The 15,847-nt window shown below is 38.3% G+C and carries 27 protein-coding genes; all 27 read right to left on the reverse strand.

What is annotated here, in order from left to right:
- Positions 1-3 precede the first annotated feature (3 nt).
- The 27 genes from ACI3ES_RS08110 to ACI3ES_RS08240 all read right to left on the reverse strand — a co-directional run bounded on the left by ACI3ES_RS08110 (position 4) and on the right by ACI3ES_RS08240 (position 15,846).
- The gene (locus tag ACI3ES_RS08110; protein ID WP_142511774.1) at positions 4-597 is read right to left on the reverse strand and encodes a DUF4355 domain-containing protein; all 594 of its coding nucleotides are present in this window, start codon (positions 595-597) and stop codon (positions 4-6) included.
- A gap of 168 nt (positions 598-765) precedes the next feature.
- Positions 766-1,704 (reverse strand): minor capsid protein, encoded by a 939-nt coding sequence (locus ACI3ES_RS08115; protein ID WP_142511773.1) that lies wholly within the window; start codon positions 1,702-1,704, stop codon positions 766-768.
- Positions 1,685-3,190 carry a phage portal protein gene (locus ACI3ES_RS08120; RefSeq protein ID WP_188353844.1) on the reverse strand — a complete coding sequence of 502 codons (1,506 nt, stop codon included), beginning with the start codon at positions 3,188-3,190 and terminating at the stop codon, positions 1,685-1,687. The genes ACI3ES_RS08115 and ACI3ES_RS08120 overlap by 20 nt, the downstream gene beginning before the upstream one ends.
- A gap of 10 nt (positions 3,191-3,200) precedes the next feature.
- A complete protein-coding gene (locus ACI3ES_RS08125; protein WP_142511771.1) occupies positions 3,201-4,493 on the reverse strand; it encodes a PBSX family phage terminase large subunit in 1,293 nt (430 codons plus the stop codon).
- A complete protein-coding gene (locus tag ACI3ES_RS08130) occupies positions 4,483-5,244 on the reverse strand; it encodes a terminase small subunit (RefSeq protein ID WP_114667537.1) in 762 nt (253 codons plus the stop codon). The genes ACI3ES_RS08125 and ACI3ES_RS08130 overlap by 11 nt, the downstream gene beginning before the upstream one ends.
- 35 nt (positions 5,245-5,279) lie before the next feature.
- Positions 5,280-5,675 carry a hypothetical protein gene (locus tag ACI3ES_RS08135; RefSeq protein ID WP_114667536.1) on the reverse strand — a complete coding sequence of 132 codons (396 nt, stop codon included), beginning with the start codon at positions 5,673-5,675 and terminating at the stop codon, positions 5,280-5,282.
- A gap of 130 nt (positions 5,676-5,805) precedes the next feature.
- On the reverse strand, positions 5,806-6,441 hold the full coding sequence (locus ACI3ES_RS08140) for a hypothetical protein (protein WP_114667535.1): 636 nt from the start codon (positions 6,439-6,441) through the stop codon (positions 5,806-5,808).
- Between the two features lie 52 nt (positions 6,442-6,493).
- Positions 6,494-6,673, reverse strand: a complete 180-nt coding sequence (locus ACI3ES_RS08145) for a hypothetical protein (RefSeq protein WP_114667534.1) — start codon at positions 6,671-6,673, stop codon at positions 6,494-6,496.
- The gene (locus ACI3ES_RS08150; RefSeq protein ID WP_114667533.1) at positions 6,670-6,876 is read right to left on the reverse strand and encodes a hypothetical protein; all 207 of its coding nucleotides are present in this window, start codon (positions 6,874-6,876) and stop codon (positions 6,670-6,672) included. Before ACI3ES_RS08150 ends, ACI3ES_RS08145 begins: the two co-directional genes overlap by 4 nt.
- Positions 6,877-6,886: 10 nt before the next feature.
- Positions 6,887-8,098 carry a helix-turn-helix domain-containing protein gene (locus ACI3ES_RS08155; RefSeq protein ID WP_142511770.1) on the reverse strand — a complete coding sequence of 404 codons (1,212 nt, stop codon included), beginning with the start codon at positions 8,096-8,098 and terminating at the stop codon, positions 6,887-6,889.
- Positions 8,098-8,268, reverse strand: coding sequence for a hypothetical protein (locus tag ACI3ES_RS08160; RefSeq protein WP_185912988.1), 171 nt, complete (start codon positions 8,266-8,268; stop codon positions 8,098-8,100). Before ACI3ES_RS08160 ends, ACI3ES_RS08155 begins: the two co-directional genes overlap by 1 nt.
- A 320-nt stretch (positions 8,269-8,588) precedes the next feature.
- A complete protein-coding gene (locus ACI3ES_RS08165) occupies positions 8,589-8,777 on the reverse strand; it encodes a hypothetical protein (protein ID WP_114667531.1) in 189 nt (62 codons plus the stop codon).
- 360 nt (positions 8,778-9,137) lie between these two features.
- Positions 9,138-9,587 (reverse strand): hypothetical protein, encoded by a 450-nt coding sequence (locus ACI3ES_RS08170; RefSeq protein WP_242029685.1) that lies wholly within the window; start codon positions 9,585-9,587, stop codon positions 9,138-9,140.
- 350 nt (positions 9,588-9,937) lie between these two features.
- Positions 9,938-10,336, reverse strand: a complete 399-nt coding sequence (locus ACI3ES_RS08175; protein ID WP_407631967.1) for a hypothetical protein — start codon at positions 10,334-10,336, stop codon at positions 9,938-9,940.
- A 378-nt stretch (positions 10,337-10,714) separates the two neighbouring features.
- Positions 10,715-11,077 (reverse strand): YopX family protein, encoded by a 363-nt coding sequence (locus tag ACI3ES_RS08180; RefSeq protein WP_242029683.1) that lies wholly within the window; start codon positions 11,075-11,077, stop codon positions 10,715-10,717.
- Between the two features lie 2 nt (positions 11,078-11,079).
- Positions 11,080-11,367, reverse strand: a complete 288-nt coding sequence (locus ACI3ES_RS08185; RefSeq protein ID WP_114667527.1) for a hypothetical protein — start codon at positions 11,365-11,367, stop codon at positions 11,080-11,082.
- On the reverse strand, positions 11,364-11,564 hold the full coding sequence (locus ACI3ES_RS08190) for a hypothetical protein (protein WP_114667526.1): 201 nt from the start codon (positions 11,562-11,564) through the stop codon (positions 11,364-11,366). Before ACI3ES_RS08190 ends, ACI3ES_RS08185 begins: the two co-directional genes overlap by 4 nt.
- Positions 11,561-11,842, reverse strand: a complete 282-nt coding sequence (locus tag ACI3ES_RS08195; protein WP_114667525.1) for a hypothetical protein — start codon at positions 11,840-11,842, stop codon at positions 11,561-11,563. The genes ACI3ES_RS08190 and ACI3ES_RS08195 overlap by 4 nt, the downstream gene beginning before the upstream one ends.
- Positions 11,843-11,846: 4 nt before the next feature.
- Positions 11,847-12,005 carry a hypothetical protein gene (locus ACI3ES_RS08200; RefSeq protein WP_188353843.1) on the reverse strand — a complete coding sequence of 53 codons (159 nt, stop codon included), beginning with the start codon at positions 12,003-12,005 and terminating at the stop codon, positions 11,847-11,849.
- Positions 11,974-12,435: a RusA family crossover junction endodeoxyribonuclease gene (locus ACI3ES_RS08205; protein WP_114667523.1), complete on the reverse strand. Its 462-nt coding sequence runs from the start codon at positions 12,433-12,435 to the stop codon at positions 11,974-11,976. Before ACI3ES_RS08205 ends, ACI3ES_RS08200 begins: the two co-directional genes overlap by 32 nt.
- Positions 12,432-12,845, reverse strand: a complete 414-nt coding sequence (locus tag ACI3ES_RS08210) for a hypothetical protein (protein ID WP_142511416.1) — start codon at positions 12,843-12,845, stop codon at positions 12,432-12,434. The genes ACI3ES_RS08205 and ACI3ES_RS08210 overlap by 4 nt, the downstream gene beginning before the upstream one ends.
- A gap of 109 nt (positions 12,846-12,954) precedes the next feature.
- On the reverse strand, positions 12,955-13,158 hold the full coding sequence (locus ACI3ES_RS08215) for a hypothetical protein (RefSeq protein ID WP_114667522.1): 204 nt from the start codon (positions 13,156-13,158) through the stop codon (positions 12,955-12,957).
- Positions 13,159-13,160: 2 nt separating this feature from the next.
- The gene (locus ACI3ES_RS08220) at positions 13,161-13,862 is read right to left on the reverse strand and encodes a putative HNHc nuclease (RefSeq protein WP_114667520.1); all 702 of its coding nucleotides are present in this window, start codon (positions 13,860-13,862) and stop codon (positions 13,161-13,163) included.
- Positions 13,863-13,866: 4 nt separating this feature from the next.
- Positions 13,867-14,052: a helix-turn-helix domain-containing protein gene (locus ACI3ES_RS08225; RefSeq protein WP_114667519.1), complete on the reverse strand. Its 186-nt coding sequence runs from the start codon at positions 14,050-14,052 to the stop codon at positions 13,867-13,869.
- 436 nt (positions 14,053-14,488) lie between these two features.
- A complete protein-coding gene (locus ACI3ES_RS08230) occupies positions 14,489-14,755 on the reverse strand; it encodes a hypothetical protein (RefSeq protein WP_142511415.1) in 267 nt (88 codons plus the stop codon).
- Positions 14,725-15,525 (reverse strand): helix-turn-helix domain-containing protein, encoded by an 801-nt coding sequence (locus ACI3ES_RS08235; RefSeq protein ID WP_142511414.1) that lies wholly within the window; start codon positions 15,523-15,525, stop codon positions 14,725-14,727. Before ACI3ES_RS08235 ends, ACI3ES_RS08230 begins: the two co-directional genes overlap by 31 nt.
- A 15-nt stretch (positions 15,526-15,540) precedes the next feature.
- Positions 15,541-15,846, reverse strand: a complete 306-nt coding sequence (locus tag ACI3ES_RS08240) for a hypothetical protein (RefSeq protein ID WP_114667517.1) — start codon at positions 15,844-15,846, stop codon at positions 15,541-15,543.
- Between the last annotated feature and the right edge of the window lies 1 nt (position 15,847).

The raw sequence follows: 15,847 nt of genomic DNA on the forward strand, positions 1-15,847 counted from the left end.
TATTTATTCTCCTGTAATCTGTTTAAATTGTTCTGGGTTGCTCTTTGAGAAAGCAACACGTTCTGCTGCGGTCATAGCGTTAAATTCCACATTGCCAATATCACCGCTGATTTTTGTTGCGTCATTCTTTGGTGGGTCTTGACGTAGACGGTCTTTAACACCATCGTTGATACCCTGTTGAATTGCTTGTTGTAAGCTGTCAACAACGGTTGAGATTTCATCAGCATTGCCAAGTTTAACCAACGATTCAGCTAAATCAGTAGGCAATTCACGCTCTTTCAACAGGCTTGACACGTTGACCGTTAATTCACGTTGGTTTAATTCTTTTTCACGTGCTTCAAGGTCTGCAAGGCGTTGTTTTGCCTCTTCTTCCGCCTTTTCTTTAGCGGACATTGTAGCCAACTTCTCACCCTCTGTCTTGCCTTGTTGAATTGCGTCAGCCAACTGTTTTTCAAAGTCAGCCTTTTGTTTTTCCAAGACTTTTGCAGTGTGCTTATCCATCAAGCTGTCGAGTTCACTCTGCGTTAATGTCTTAGTCTCTTCAGTTTCCGGTTGATTTGGCTCAACTGGTTGCGTTGATTCGATTGGTTCTGTCATGATAATTTCTCCTTTGTATTAGTCCATACACGTTGATTAGCGCTTATATTGCCCCATGCACGATTAAACCCACACACGACACGCTAACAACCCATACACGCTATGTAACAGCCTTTTAATGTCATACTTAGGACAAAATAAAAACACCAACTTTCGTCAGTGTTCAAGTTATTCATAATAAGCTGCTAAACTGCAGCGGCAATTGGGGTGCATTGGGTAATTTGGTTCATGATCTATTTTGTAGATACCTTCACCTCGTAAACCACCCTCTGACGCAGCGACACAATAGCGACACGCACCTGATTCAGCCATCCACTTGACATATTCAATGTCATTTTCACGGTAGCTGTCTTTCTGCGCTTGCCCTATTACTCGTGTAAACTCTGTTCGTGCTAGCCGTTCGGTGATATACCTAGCGTTATCTTTGTATTGACCGTTTAACAAACTTCGCAAACGCCTTGCAATTACATTAGAGTTCTGTCCTTGAATGATATTGTTAGTCAGTAACACGTCTAATTCAGCTTTTAAACTGTCTGTGTTCTGCCATATTCTTTGACTAAAGTTAGCGCCATCAACTTGTGCAGCAACTATCTTAAATAGCTTAGTATGTGACATTGGTACGACTGTTGAAGCTAGAATACCAGCCTGACGTGCCTTTTCAGATACATACTTGTCTGATAATTCTTGTTGTAGGTCAACATCAGTATCAACACCAGCCTTAATCAGCGATAATGCAACCTGTGATTTGAGATATTCCAGTCTATTGATACGCATTGTAGCATTATAGATTTTCATTCGTCTGTTCACTTCGGCTGTAAAGTCCGTTTTAGCGGCATTTCTACCTAGCTTATCACGCAATTTGTTAGCGTATGCCACTAACTCCTTAGCTTCACGTTCATAAGCTTCAATATCGGCAGTTTCAACAATGTTACGTTCAAAGCCACGTAATTCAAGTCTTGCATATTCGGATTCAATCTTGCGTGTAATGTCATCAATGACTAAATCATACCGTCTGACAATATCATCAGTGTTGGTCGCCTTATTCATGTAGGCTTGCTCTTGTTTGAGACGCTTTTCCCAATATTTATTAGTTTGTTTTGGTCTCATTTGTTGCCTCGTTTGCTAATTCTTCATCAGTCAAAACACCGCTATTTTTTCGTGATTGATAAGTCATATCAGCCTGTTTTTGCGCTAACAAATCAGTAATTTCACTAGGATCAGTCACGTTTGGTAGGAACTGATACAGATACTCTTGTGGCACTCTAGCGCCTGCACTAACCACTTGTGCAATGGTTGCGACGTCATCAACCGGCATGTTATCTGTAAACACAAAGCTAATCTCGTTAGGATCTACACTCATGCCACTTGCTGACAGATTTTCTAATGCTTTGATGATGTTATAGCGTTGATACAAACCGACTTCAAAAGCCTTGCGTTTGGTACTTGCCAACTCAATGGTTCCCAAAACCTTATACTTCATAGCTACACCACTAGCGTTACCTGCAAAGTTTTCATCTGTTAAATCAGGTGTGTGTGAAAACTTATGAATATCATGTGCGAGTCTATCCTTGTACGCTTCTGTACCATTTACATCATATTCTTTGTGGATATATCCTGCGTCAACGTTCGTCTGTTGTCCTGTCATTGATACGCCAGACTTCAATAGCAACATGTTAGCTGACTTCATAGACTTCAACATTTCCATCTTGTCTTTAGCTAACTGCATTGCTGCGCTCTCGTCTGTTGGGTCAATACCACTCATCATGCTTGAACCTTGCAACAATGTATCAATATCACCCTTGATGACAAGCATAGCGTCATTCAAATCAGTCATGTAGTTGGCTGTATCTGATTGTGCTGCGTCATATAAATCAATTAGTGGGATAACGTTTTCAAAGTCACCAATTCTAAACTTATTGTTCTTATACTCAATCATTGGGAACACGTACAGTTCACTTGCCTCATCTTGTACAGGTGTGCCATTAATTGAGGTTGGTTGGTAGCTTGTGTATTCTGTTGAAGTCCACGTCTCAACACGGTACTCGTTTGAGATAACATCATCATCAATGGTATCAATCAAGTGATAGCGCACCGCCATGATTGGTTGCGGCTCAACGTCTAGTGAGTAGATGATAAACGTTTCTAGTGGGCTTAGTGCCACACTATGTTCAATGTCATCATGTCCTCGGTAAACATACTCATAGGCACGTCCAAAACGTGTCATATCTAGGAATAGATCACTGTTAATCTCATCAAAGTTGTTGATGTTTTCAACTGTATCAAGTCTCGCGTCATCATCATGTTGAACAGAAATGGCATTACCCACGCTGAATGAGGTTTGGAAATCAGCAATGTATTTACCAAATGAGTGTACAGCTCTGTGGTCTGCCTTGTCTTCATCAACACGGCGGCTCTCTTGTTCTAAAATACCAACATTCAACCCTTTGTAATACTCGTCTAACCTTTCAAGTCGCGGTCTCTGATACTGATTATGATGTTTGACAAACTGCATAACACGTTGTGGCGTCAGATTATCCAAGCTGTCTTGATAGATTAAATTAGCTTTTTGATTATCACTAAAAATCTTTTGCATTGTAACTCCTTTATAGTCCTAAATTCTTGACTGCTTGCGCACGTTCTTGATAGCTCATGTAGTGATTATTTGCAACGAACATGTATTGTTCCATTGCGTATCGTAGGGCATCAATAGCGTGGTTATTTTCATCTTTCGGCTTGTTCAACCAGTTACCCAGCTTGTCTTTGTCATACACATAAGTGTTCATCTCACTTAATAGTCCTTTAACTCTTGGGTGGATAACATAGTGATAGCTCTGCATGTACTGCACGCCTTGAATCACACTGTCTTTACCCTTACCAGCCGTACGTAGATTGGGTACACCGTAGACACTGGCTAATTCAGTTGTTAAACGCTGTTCTGCGCTATCTGCTATGATTGGCAAGCCATAAGCCTTGTGTTGTGCTAATGCCTGTGCAATCATTTGTGTGAGCATACCTTGTTGATAGAACTCATCATAGACATACACAACTCTGTTTGTTTGGTCTATTGCCATGAACTCACCAGCGGTTGGATCGTGTTTAAATCCAAAGTCTAGTCCAATTGACTTAGGAAACTTAGCAATCTCTTCCATGCTGAAATCTCGTTGTTCAAACAAACCATCGAACACAAGTCCCTCTGATATACCCCAGTCACCAAACACAGCAACTTTTGCACGATTAGGGTTGCGCACCACCATTTCTTTCATAGCTTCGATAAAGTCGTCGTTCAGGTGGTGATTATTCTTATATGTGGTTGTGAACGCTAATGTATTGTTGCGCCTTGTATCAACATCAAAGAACTCACGCTTTAACCAATGTCTGTCACTCCATGGGTTAAATGTAATGACATGCTGATAAAATCCACCAATAGGCAATTCTCCACGCATAGATTCAATCACAGTCTGGAATGAATCGTCACTTTTTAACTCATAGGCTTCTTCCCACCAGCTACGGCATATCTTGCCAACCGTTGTTGTAATTGATGTGATTTTCAAAGGGTCGTCCATTGAACGAAAGAACACTTTTTGCTGTGTTGGTTTGTAGGTTATTTCAAGCGGACTGACTGTGAATTTGAAGTAATCATCAAGTCCCATGTTATGAACAGCCCACTTGATAATGGCAAACGTACTATCTTTCTGTGTATTCTGGAATTGTCTAACAACTAACCAATTAACATACGGATAACGCAGTATATCAATTACAACCTTGAACGCAGTCGCTACGGACTTACCACTGGCACGTGCGCCTTTCAATGCAATGTATTGCTGTTTTGATGTGTACAGCTTGTAATATGCCTTATCAACCATTTCAGGAACATCAATCACTAAATCATTCGCCATTGTTGTCCTCCTGCGGTATCACAATATTCACATTGACGTTGCTGTTTTGTTCGCTCTTCAACATATCAATCAGTTTGTCACGAGCCTTGTTCCTGTCATACAGTTCAACCACCGGACCATCTTTACCCATTTTTATCGACTTGATAGGTCGTGTATCAACCTTTTCTTTATCCTTGAATTGCACCCAAGACTTTCTAAATACTTCCGGATTATCTTCGGTATCAAGTTTCACATCACCTTCCGCATCAACGTGTAACATATCGTATTTACCAAAGTCTATGTAATCACCAATATCAGCACGTGCCTCAACAACCATATCTTCCATCAAATCAAAAACGCCCACGCTAAGCTCTTGTAATTTAGCTTTACGCAGACGTTCTATTTCGTTTTGAATACCAACATTTACCAACAATCGTGGACCTGTTTTGTTTGCAATTTCATAAGTGACATCATAAACATTTATGTAGGCTTGCGTGGCATTAGAAATACGAAGATACTCCAGTACAAAGGCTTTTTGCTTATCTGTTAATTCACTATCGCTAAGTTCATCAATAGCTTTTTGAATTGGTTTTGGCTGTGTAACTTTTGTAACTTTTTTTGTAACCTTTTTATCAGTGGTTACATTTTCAGTATTCCAATAGCGTCTCTTCCACTGTTTAACAGTTGACAAAGAAACATCGTACTTATCAGCAATATCTTTATACTTCAAACCAGACAAATAATCCTGCTCGGCTTCTTCGTATTTCTTCATGTCATTGTGTCACCTCCTTTCAAACATTAAACACTTTAAATATCTCTATAGATTCTATAATTGCGATAATCAAACGTACGACTGTGCAAATTATCCAACGTAGTCCTATGAGTTTGGTTTTCTACGACATCGCGCACCCATAAGTAGTATTCGTATTCCGCCATTATTTGTTCATCTTTTGAACGTTTCGAAAAAATTGTTTGTACTCTTTTTAATGAATATTCATGATATTCTTTTCTCAAAATATCGTTGAAATGTCTAAAGAATGGTAAAGCCTTTTTCTTATCGGATGAATTAGCTATTTTGTCAGACTCGTCTGCCTGGCTGATGTACCATTCAATTCGATTAACTAAATATTCTTTTGGGTATAGATAGGTGTCAAATTCCATAGGTCCCATATCAAATCCTATATTTTGAAGCTTTTCTGTCATAATTAATTTTTCCTATCAGTTTATAATAATATTATTATCTCACTATATTCAATATTATGAGTCTCAAAAAAGTCTCAAGTTTAAATATTTTTTCTCCTCATTCACTGCAAAATAAAAAGCGCCTATGCGCTTACTCGAAAACTGAATACTCTGATATTTCACTAGAAACTTTGTCCCTTATTTTACTGTAATTATCTACTGATTTTTTCAGCAAATTCAAGAACATTTTAACGTTGAATTTTTCATCTTCAAGATTCATTCTCATTACAACGTTTAAGTCTTTGCTAATTTCATCCATAAACGGCTTGAATAATTCTTGCTTTTTTTCAGGCATACGATAGATAATAGTACTCATTTTGTGATAACCAATTATTTCTACATAACTTTTGTTTCTTTCAATTATGCCCTTTTCTGCCTCTTCCCTTTCAGTTTCGGTGAGCTCAAGAACATCTCCTCTATAAATTGTATCGAGTAATGAATTGTGTTCTAACTCAGACAGACATCCAACAATTGCCCTCAAATCCTCTATATATAATTCAATGCTTTTGTTTAACATGGCCTGCGCCATATTATCCTGCGTTGTTTTCTTGGCTATAATTATTGCAGCTACAACAGTTGCAATTGTACCAATTCCACTAACCCAATCCGCAACTGTACCATAGACATTTTGATTCTTTGATGCCACGGCTAAGATTATTAATCCAACTCCACCGCCTACTAATCCATAGCATACACCTATGCCTACTTGCTTAGTCTTTTCCTTCAATGTTATCTCCTCCAATAGCAGTAATTATACTACTAGAGAGACGTAGGTTGGATTAGAAATTATTGAAACGCTTAGACATCTTATCAAATTCCTTGTCGAAATCTTTTTCAAACTTCTTGCGACGATCATTCATTCTCATCATATATCTAATTACAAAGGTAATTAAGAACACGAGCGCAAACAACCAAAGCAACCCAAAAATAATTCCAATAATCAATAATGTGTTAATCATAATTTTTCTCCTCGGTTCAACTTATCAGCCCAATCTTTGTATTTATCGTGTTTGGCTTTTCTTTCAGAAATTATATCTAAGGTTCGATAGACAAAAATAACTGACAGTCCCATGTACCAACCAGCCCAGAAGTTGTCACCGCCATTAGAAATAATAAGGGCATTTACTATTGAATATACAATAATGAAGACTGCTGTTTTCATAATCCTTCTCCTAAACGTGCCACTCGGCAACTAACTTATCGCTATCATATTCAAGTGCATATAGTTCTTTCTTGGATAATGTCCAACCGTTCATGATTTCATAATTGTCATTTGGTTTGACTGTTCCAAGCTGTCGACTAATCACACCACCCTCATCAACTATCTTTTCCTTGTGGAAGTGACCTTTATGGATTTCACGACTGTGCGATAGTGACCAGACACCACCGAACTCATTAGCAAATAGCATAGGCAAGTTCTTAGGTGCTAAGTCACCATGAGCCAACATGATACCAACATTATCCAATAAATAGGCGTCACGGAACTTGATATTGTTATGAACGACTACCTGTGGATATTTAGCTTGTAGGTACTCCATAAACGCAAACTCCATGTTGCCGGAATGGTTACCTGCCATTTGCTTAACGTATACTTTGGTGCTGTTTTTTAGTGTCGCTGTAACTAACACATCAAACAACCATTTGGCATCATTCCAAGCAGCTACCATATCGACATCTTGGAGTATTGTTGATTTAAGCGTTTGTGACGACCACATCTGACTAGAATGGAATAGATCGCCCAACTGTTCAATCACAATCGTTTTGTAACCCTTGTTAATGACATCTAGCATTCTGTCTAAGTGGTTTTGAACGTCTTGCCTCTTAGTCACACCAAAGTGCAAATCGGGAAGTGGAATCACTAAATTGTGAGCGCTGTGCGCTACTTGCTTCACCGTGTACGGTTCAATTTCCTGCTTTAGTATTTCGGTAATATCTTCAAACGTTAATTCATCATCTGACTTTGGCTTAACATTGACCTTTAACTGGAAGTTCCACTTTGGCCCATTATCTGTCGGTGTCGTCCATTGGTTTGGAATTGCTGACACGATGCGCCATTCGTTGACATCAAGATTAAGATACTCAAGAATATCTTCTGGTGTCTTTTGTGTCTGCTCATTCAGTAATAGATACTTGGCTGTGATTTTAATATCATCAACCTTACCGTCACTACCATAGCTATATTTAGGCTCGATACTAAAATGGTCGTTTTCACTATTGTGGTTTTGTGGCGTTTTTACACTTGCATATCGTTGAACGGAGCGTTGCGCATAGTAAACACCTGTTTCTTCATAAAGTTTTTCAACTATATTTCTTGAATCAAGTCCTTGCTCACTCAATTCTTGAACACGCTTCTTTAATTCATCAGTCCATTTTGTGTAGCCCATTATCGCCACTTCCTATCATCATAAAAGGCATCTTTGCGCTTGTCTGTATTCGACTTACGTTTAGATGCCTTGCTGTGCTTCTTGTTATATTTTTGTTGCCTGTCTAGCCTGCGGTAGATGTTTAATTCATCATCACTGGCGACAAGTCCATAATCGCGATCTATTTTCATAGTTTCTCTTTTCAATAAAAAAGCACCCGTTAAGGTGCGTGTATGTCACATATGTAAAACAGGTCGATTTCGACCAGTTTAGAATTTATGTACAGTGGCTACTGTGATGTTTTGTAAAGAAAAACTGAGCAAACGGTTTTCATGTAACCACCATGTAACATGTTATCATATTCACTATAACAACGCCATACAACACTATGTACGCAATCACAGGCAAGCGACTGCTTTCATTGCAAAGGTAAGATAATTTTCATTGACAATTTCGTGTTGGATTTTTTCATAGCTGTTTATTTCATCAAACAGCTTTATAACACATCGTGTTACTTCTTATCAAATAACCCTTTGATTTTACCAATTATACCTTCAGCATTATCACCAATCATGTCTTTCAGCTTATCAAAGTTTTCGCCCAAATCTTCTTTGTGTTCTTCTATAAAATCTTTAGCTTTGTCGAGATTACCTTCACTCAGCAATGACTTTACTTTTTCAACAATCTCATCTTTATTCATGGTCAGTTACCGTCCTTATTTTTTGGCACATAGCCTAACTAAATAATACCACCAAACTAATTGACAGGGTAAGGATTTGCACCTTACAAACGATATTTCTAACCCAGTTGCTCATGTAAGGTACTGGAGCGGTCTGTTCCGCGACCTGTCATAATGATAGATATCCCAACCTATCGTATTTTTACATACACAGTGGCTTTTTCCAAAGCGTGTGCAACGTTTCTTTTAATGGATGAGCAATAACCCTGTTTGTTAATTATTTAGTTCTTTTGTTTTTACCAATTGTATAGCCAATTTGAAAAGTTGATATCACCAACGTAATTAAAGATAGAACTATTGGCCCATATATATAAATTTCACTCATTTATGTTCCTCCAAAATTTTAGAATTTTTCTTATAGTCTTGATCATACAATGATGTATTATTTTCTAGCGCACTTAAATCTCCTTTAATTACATCCAACGAACTACCAACACCTTGGTAAAAATTTTGTCTCACTCCCAAATCTACGTGAAGCTTGTCTATGTCTTTTGGAGCTTCTGCTTGGTTCACCCTCAACGCATTCACATATGACGTTGCCTTGTAAATCACAGCGTTAAGGTTTTGACGATAAACTTGATAATTCATAGCTTGATTTTTAGGCAAACTAGTCGGATTTATAGCTTCAATAGTTTTGAAGTTTTGCTGAAGACTATCAAGTTGAAATCTAAATTGTCCATAATCGAGTGTTTCATCTGTACCATTGTCAATTTTATAAATCATCAAATTCAAATCATATTCAGCCAGTTTTGCTGAATTAATCAGAATCATTTTTGTGTTATCACTGTACCTGTCGCTTTGATTCAATTGATATCAAAATACGGCAACAGATATAATTATCGAAAAAATTGATAAAATCCACGTTACAACTTTAGGCCACATTTTTTCTTTTTCGCTCATAAACCATCTCTCCTTTTACAAGAAAGATGATACCACATCATTGACTTATCAATTATCTGATGATACAAATATAGCACCGTTTTTAAGTCATTTTACGACATAAAAGCGACACCATTTTGATGTTCTTAGTTATCCACAGTTTCTAGTCTTTGCTTGATGAGCGATGTTATTTCAGCTAAATCATTTATCGTTGCCTCTTTCTTGATAAAATTTGTGGTTTGTTACTTACCTTTGTCGTACCAGAATATGTTGCCAACTTCTCTTTTAAACCAGTTTACATATCGTTGTCCCTGCCTCGTGCTAATTCCAGTCACGGACTCAATTGCCAACCAGTCTTGACCTAACCGTTTATCAAAATGTAATTTAACGACATTACATATTTCCGCCTCGAAAGACCTTTCAATTCTTGTAACTAATCTCGTGGCATAGGTTAGATCTGCACGACATTTATTGAGCACAACGTCCTGCTCTTTTCTGATAATCATATCGTCAACAGGTCGAGTGTGTTTGTTTTGAGCACGACCACCTCCAATATTTTCATCATTATTGGTTGGCGTCTCAATTTCCCTTATCCTGTCATTAACCTTGCGTTGTAATCGACCAGAATAATAATCGTACAACAGTTTATCAACTCTATCCGCTAATTTCCGCTCTTCTTTCTACATGTTATAATATTAAAAACGTTAGGAGGTATTATGACCTTATTACTACTTCACGCTTTAATTTACTTTATGATTTTTCTATTGCTGATCACTCTTCTAATCGGCTTTTTAATACATAGCCGTGGCACGAAAGTAATTTCTATTTTTGGTATAACTGTACAAGTGTTGATACTTGTCTTTATAAATCATTATTGAGTTGAGTCACGCTTTGCTCCTTTAACTATTCGTCAACTTCTCGACTAATGAATGCATTAGTAACCCAGACAGGCAACTTGTCATCTAAATTAAAATCATATGATTTCCACGCCTCAACTGTTACTGGTTTTTTCTGGTATTTCATGACTGTCCCTCCAATAAATCTGCGTTCTCGTGAATGTTTCCAACGACTTCTTCACTGTTCGTCCAAGCATATCCCTCGTCCAATCCAGACAAGTACCAACCGGGCATACCACCGCCGAACATACCGCCTCTTTCTTCATCCCAAACTACTTTATGAGGACAACCTCTGGAACATCTGACAATATCATTTTCATACACATCAACACCGTTTTTGTCTTTGAGACCTGTGTACTGTTCAAGGACTGTACTATCGTCATTAACCACACTGTCTGATACAAGCGAAATCATTGATAGGTTTCTACCTTCTCCCCAAAAATTGTTCTCATCGTTATCCCAAACTCTAAACTTAATATCTCGCATAACTATTCGCTCCATTCTGCAATGTACTTATCTGCCGGCAACACTCTGATGTGTCCGTCTGATGTGTGGACGGTGTATATTTCAAAACCATACGCATCAAAGTCACCCTGTTGATAATTTATTTCAGTAACAGTAATCTTGTCTTCGCCAATTACACCTTCATAACCGCCTCGCAAATCGTCTACCATTGCACCAACACCAATATAGTAGGGTACATATACAGCCTCATCGATAGTACGTTCAACATAAAATGCTCCCAATCCAACGCTCTGTAAGCTAACTATTTTCATTTTTTTACCTCTGGTAGTACAAACTTCAATTCTTTGACTTCAATATTTTTCATGCAGTTTTTTAGAAATATTGCAACTTGTCCTGCGTGCATTGCACTAATCATTTTTAATTCATAGCCGTCTGGGTATTCTTTGACCAAAATACCTGCTTGCCTGCCATTTGAATCTACTAACCAATCAAAGCTAACTATTTTCATCTCATCACACTTTCCACAACTCGACCATTGCTGATATGATAACCAGCAGAATAGGCTATCTTTATAATCGTGTTCGCGCTGATCATAAAATACTGTGCAAGCACATCAACATCAATGATGTTACTTCTTACCAACGCTTTTAACCTGCGCTTGCGTTCTGACGTTCGTTGACGTTCTGATTGCGCGCGTGTGTCAAAACAATGTGTAAACGCTCCTGAAACTGCTGCTTGCTTATTGACACGGTCAATTGACTGTCTTTTGTATTCTTCGATTGTCATTTATTCACCTACTGACATTGCTTTTCTTGCCACCTGTTGCAATAATTTCTGTCTTAACATGATGTGTCTTTTTAAATTCATATAAATATTTCTTAGCTTCACGTTCTGTATCAAAAGCTCTCCAGAAATCATCATTCACATAAATGTTGTAATATGTTTTCATTGTTTGATACCTCTATTTTTTTAATTTCAACTGTCAAATAACCTGTTTCTGCATATCTTTTTTTACCGTGTATATCAACAGTGGCGTTGTCGTCATGCCATAAAACGCCGTTCAATGCGTCTTCGATACTTTTGATGTAATTGCTAATGTCTGGCTTTGTTGTGGGTAAAATCAAACCACTAGCCGCCTCTGTGCGCTTTTTGAGTGACCACGATTTTGGAATAGGTCTGAACACGTTAATGCTGACATCTAATCCACCATCTAATAATTTGTAGTGCTTTCCTCTTGCAGCTATTTGCGCCATCATGCGTAGATCTGTTTTGAAATTCGCTGTCTTTTTCGGGTCATACATTCTGATGCTGTTACCAATACGTGCAGCTCTCGGTCTGGCTTGTGCCACTGGTTCAATGTCAAATTTAAATATCGTCATGCTTTTCTTCGACCGTGAGCGATACTTAACTTTGCGCTGTTGAAACGTCCTCTGTCTTCTTGACGTATCAACTCTTCGTGCATTTGAAACCGCTCTTTTGCTGTATTTTTAACCAAAACACCAGTCTTGAACATCTTGTTATAAAACGTCGATAGTTTTCTAGTTGATAAATCAAAATAGTTAGCCACCTCAGTCTGTGTATAGCCCAACCGATACATCTCGACAATATCTTCCTGTACGCCTTTGGGAAACTGTTCAATTGCTGGTAGCCTACGACCTGTTGAATCATACTCAACATTGCCGTCATTGTATGTGCTTTTAGACATTTCTTTCCTGAACCAAGAAATCGCCTCGTCGGACATATAGCCATACTGTCTTTCTCGTGCTACCAAACCTGCCACTAAATCCATATCGTTTCCTTTCTGCTAATTTGCTCTTATTCGTACCAAAACGCCTGTTTTTGCTGTGCAAACATCAGTTTGGTATAATTAACACAAAAACTGTTTTTAAACGCTTAAATCACTTGCTAGAGCTTTCAATTTCATTATTGATTTCTTCGCTCGTAATATTGAATTCTTTTTGGAACTCATCTAAGAAAGCAAACACATCATCATGTAGTTGAAAGTTCTCAATGTCAAAAATAGTGTCGTAATAAAGTGCTAAGCTATACGTCATGTAAATTGCGCATGCTTCCTTCACTCGTTCTTCGTGTGACTTTTCCATAATTACCTCATATTCAGTCCATGTGCCATGGCTATTTTTTCGTCAATCTTGATGCCGTTAATCTTGAAACGCTGCATGAATGTTTCGATACCAAGTGAATGAGCCAAATTGTGGTGTTCCCTACATAGTTGCACCGCTCTGTGTCCCAAATGATTGGTATGCTGGCGGTTCATTCCTGACCCAACTGTATCTAAATGGTGTAGATCGCTTGGCTTCTTGCCACAAACAACACACATCTTTTCCATGAGACACCTGTACTCCCACCGTGCAATTTCCTGCGGCTCTAACTCGTTCAACGGCTTCACACTCAAACTAATGTCATGTATCGCTGCATAATCTAGCAACATGTTGATGAACTGGTTTGTATCAGTCTTAGTACCTTTAGCAGCACTCAAACTAAATTCTCCAAAGTCTAAGCTGTTGTAATACTCATACATGGCATAGAAGTGCTGTTTCACCGTTTCAGGGGTTTCAATCCATAGGCCACCAACCTGTGACCACCAGATGTCATGCAACAATGCAAACGCAAACTTTCGCTGTTGTGCTGATACACCGTTTTCATCACTCGCTATCAATGACACCATCTGTTGCTGTCCGTTGGCGTGATACTTTTCTAGCGTGTGAATATCATCAGTGCTCAACTGCAACGTGATTAGACCTTTGTTTGGGTCAACCTTATTCAGTTTTGCGAATAGCTCTGTCAATTAATTACCTCAAACTATCAGTTGTTACATCAAGCGCCGCAGCTATCTTAATGACCGTTTCAAACATCGGTTTTCGTTTTCCTGCCACAATTGGATGAAGTGTTGTGTATGGTATTCCCGACTGCTTCGATAGCCAATATAAAGTGTGGTTTTCTTTACTGATTATTTCTTTGACCAATTCTGTATTCATAAATTAGACTCCTTGATTATGTCCTTGAAAGGTTATAAAATATTTGTGTACTTTCGGGTACAAATAAATCAACAATGGGGGGCTGTATTTTGACCCAAATGTTGAACTTTTCTGCGTTGAAGATTGACTGAGACATTTTTACTATTACGATAGCCAAGATTAATCTGTTTCCAGAGATTTGGGTGAGTTGTGAGTTGGCAGCTTGGAACTCGGAAAATTCAATGGATGTGGATTAATTTTCGGAACGTTTTTATGAATCGTTTATCATAGATGCCCAGATATAATCAGCGAGTGCCTATCGCAGAGCATCTAACAAGAATCACTTCAACTTGAGACAACGGAATTAGGCAGATGAGAGAATTGAAGTAATCTTTCATCAGCTGTACTAAGCAATTATCAAAGACTTTGAACCAATAAAGTTGAGATGGTTGCTTTTTCATTTTGTTGCTTCCTTTCTCATCTCTTGCAATACCGCAATCGCTTCTGGTGCACTCTGCCAAACCTCTAAAATCGAAACGTAATTAGCACTAGCGCATTTAACCATTTTTGTGAGTGATCCATTTTCTTTTAATCGTCTGCCTAGCTCTTCAAAATTAACCGCTGGGAATGATTTACTATTACTAGATGTCGATATGCCCATTGACTTTAATCTGATTGCTAGGAGTACAAAATCTAAAGGTCCCTTGCCGCGTCCGTCAGCCATTCTGGTAACTCCCTTTCTGGCTCATCAACCGGTTCTGAAACGCTCGCTAACTGTGGCTCGACAATCTGTTTCTTGTTGCCATAGCCACGCTGTACATCAGGTGTGAAGTCGTACTCATCTTCCCAACCTTTTTGATGAAACCATGTTGAACCGTTCTTGATATACTGCTTTGGTGTGCCCTTGATTTTGATTTGTTTCAAATACTCTTCCAGCTTTGACTTAATCAATTCAGGACTAACACCAGCTTTTAACGCTTTATTGAAATCTTTCATCGCATTTGTCTTGCCAGACTTTTTTGGATATAACTTCCAAATTTCATCAAAAGCGACGTTATTATTAACTAATCTATTAACTGATTTATTAATTGATTTATTATCTACGCCGTTTTCGGGTATAGGGTATGCTCGTTTTTGAGGGTAGGGTATGCTCGTTTTCTGGTATAGGGTACCCTCGTTTTTGGGGGTAGGTATGCCAGTTGGTTTCACTACTTCCAAATAACGCTTATCAACTAACTTTGAATCTTCTTTATAAACTAGAGTGCTGTGAACGATACCTTTGTTGTACAAATCGCTTAAAGCAGTTTGCACGGTCTTAGAACTTTTGTGAAACCTCTTTGCTAAACGTTGATTGCTCGTGAACACGGTACCTGTGATGTTTTCAAAAGTGTAGATGTACCCGATTAGTCTGGCTTGAAAGTCGCTGATGTTATCAAGTTCATCAACCCATGCGGGTATCTGTGTAAAATACTTGATGTCTTGTTCTTTTTCCATAGCTCACCTCATCAACTAATCTGTAAATATCGTCGTTCCCATGTGTCCGAAACATAGGTTGCCATGATCGTAAATTAACGCTAGTTCATCTGACGTTAATTCGACCTCATTCTTTTCAACGCTGAAATGAATTTCATTGTAGGTTGGTGCTTTTGCAACGATAACTACTTGTGCTTCGTCTTTTTCGCAATTACTACGACTTGGTGAATAAATTTTGAACTTATCAAACAGTTCGTTGTAAATTTGAATATTCATTCGTGCTTTTTCATCTTCATCTGTTTTAAACGCCCAAGGACTATAAATTTTATGTTCTACTGTCATG

Origin of the sequence: Leuconostoc falkenbergense, assembly GCF_045801155.1 — a bacterium.
GTDB lineage: Bacteria > Bacillota > Bacilli > Lactobacillales > Lactobacillaceae > Leuconostoc > Leuconostoc falkenbergense.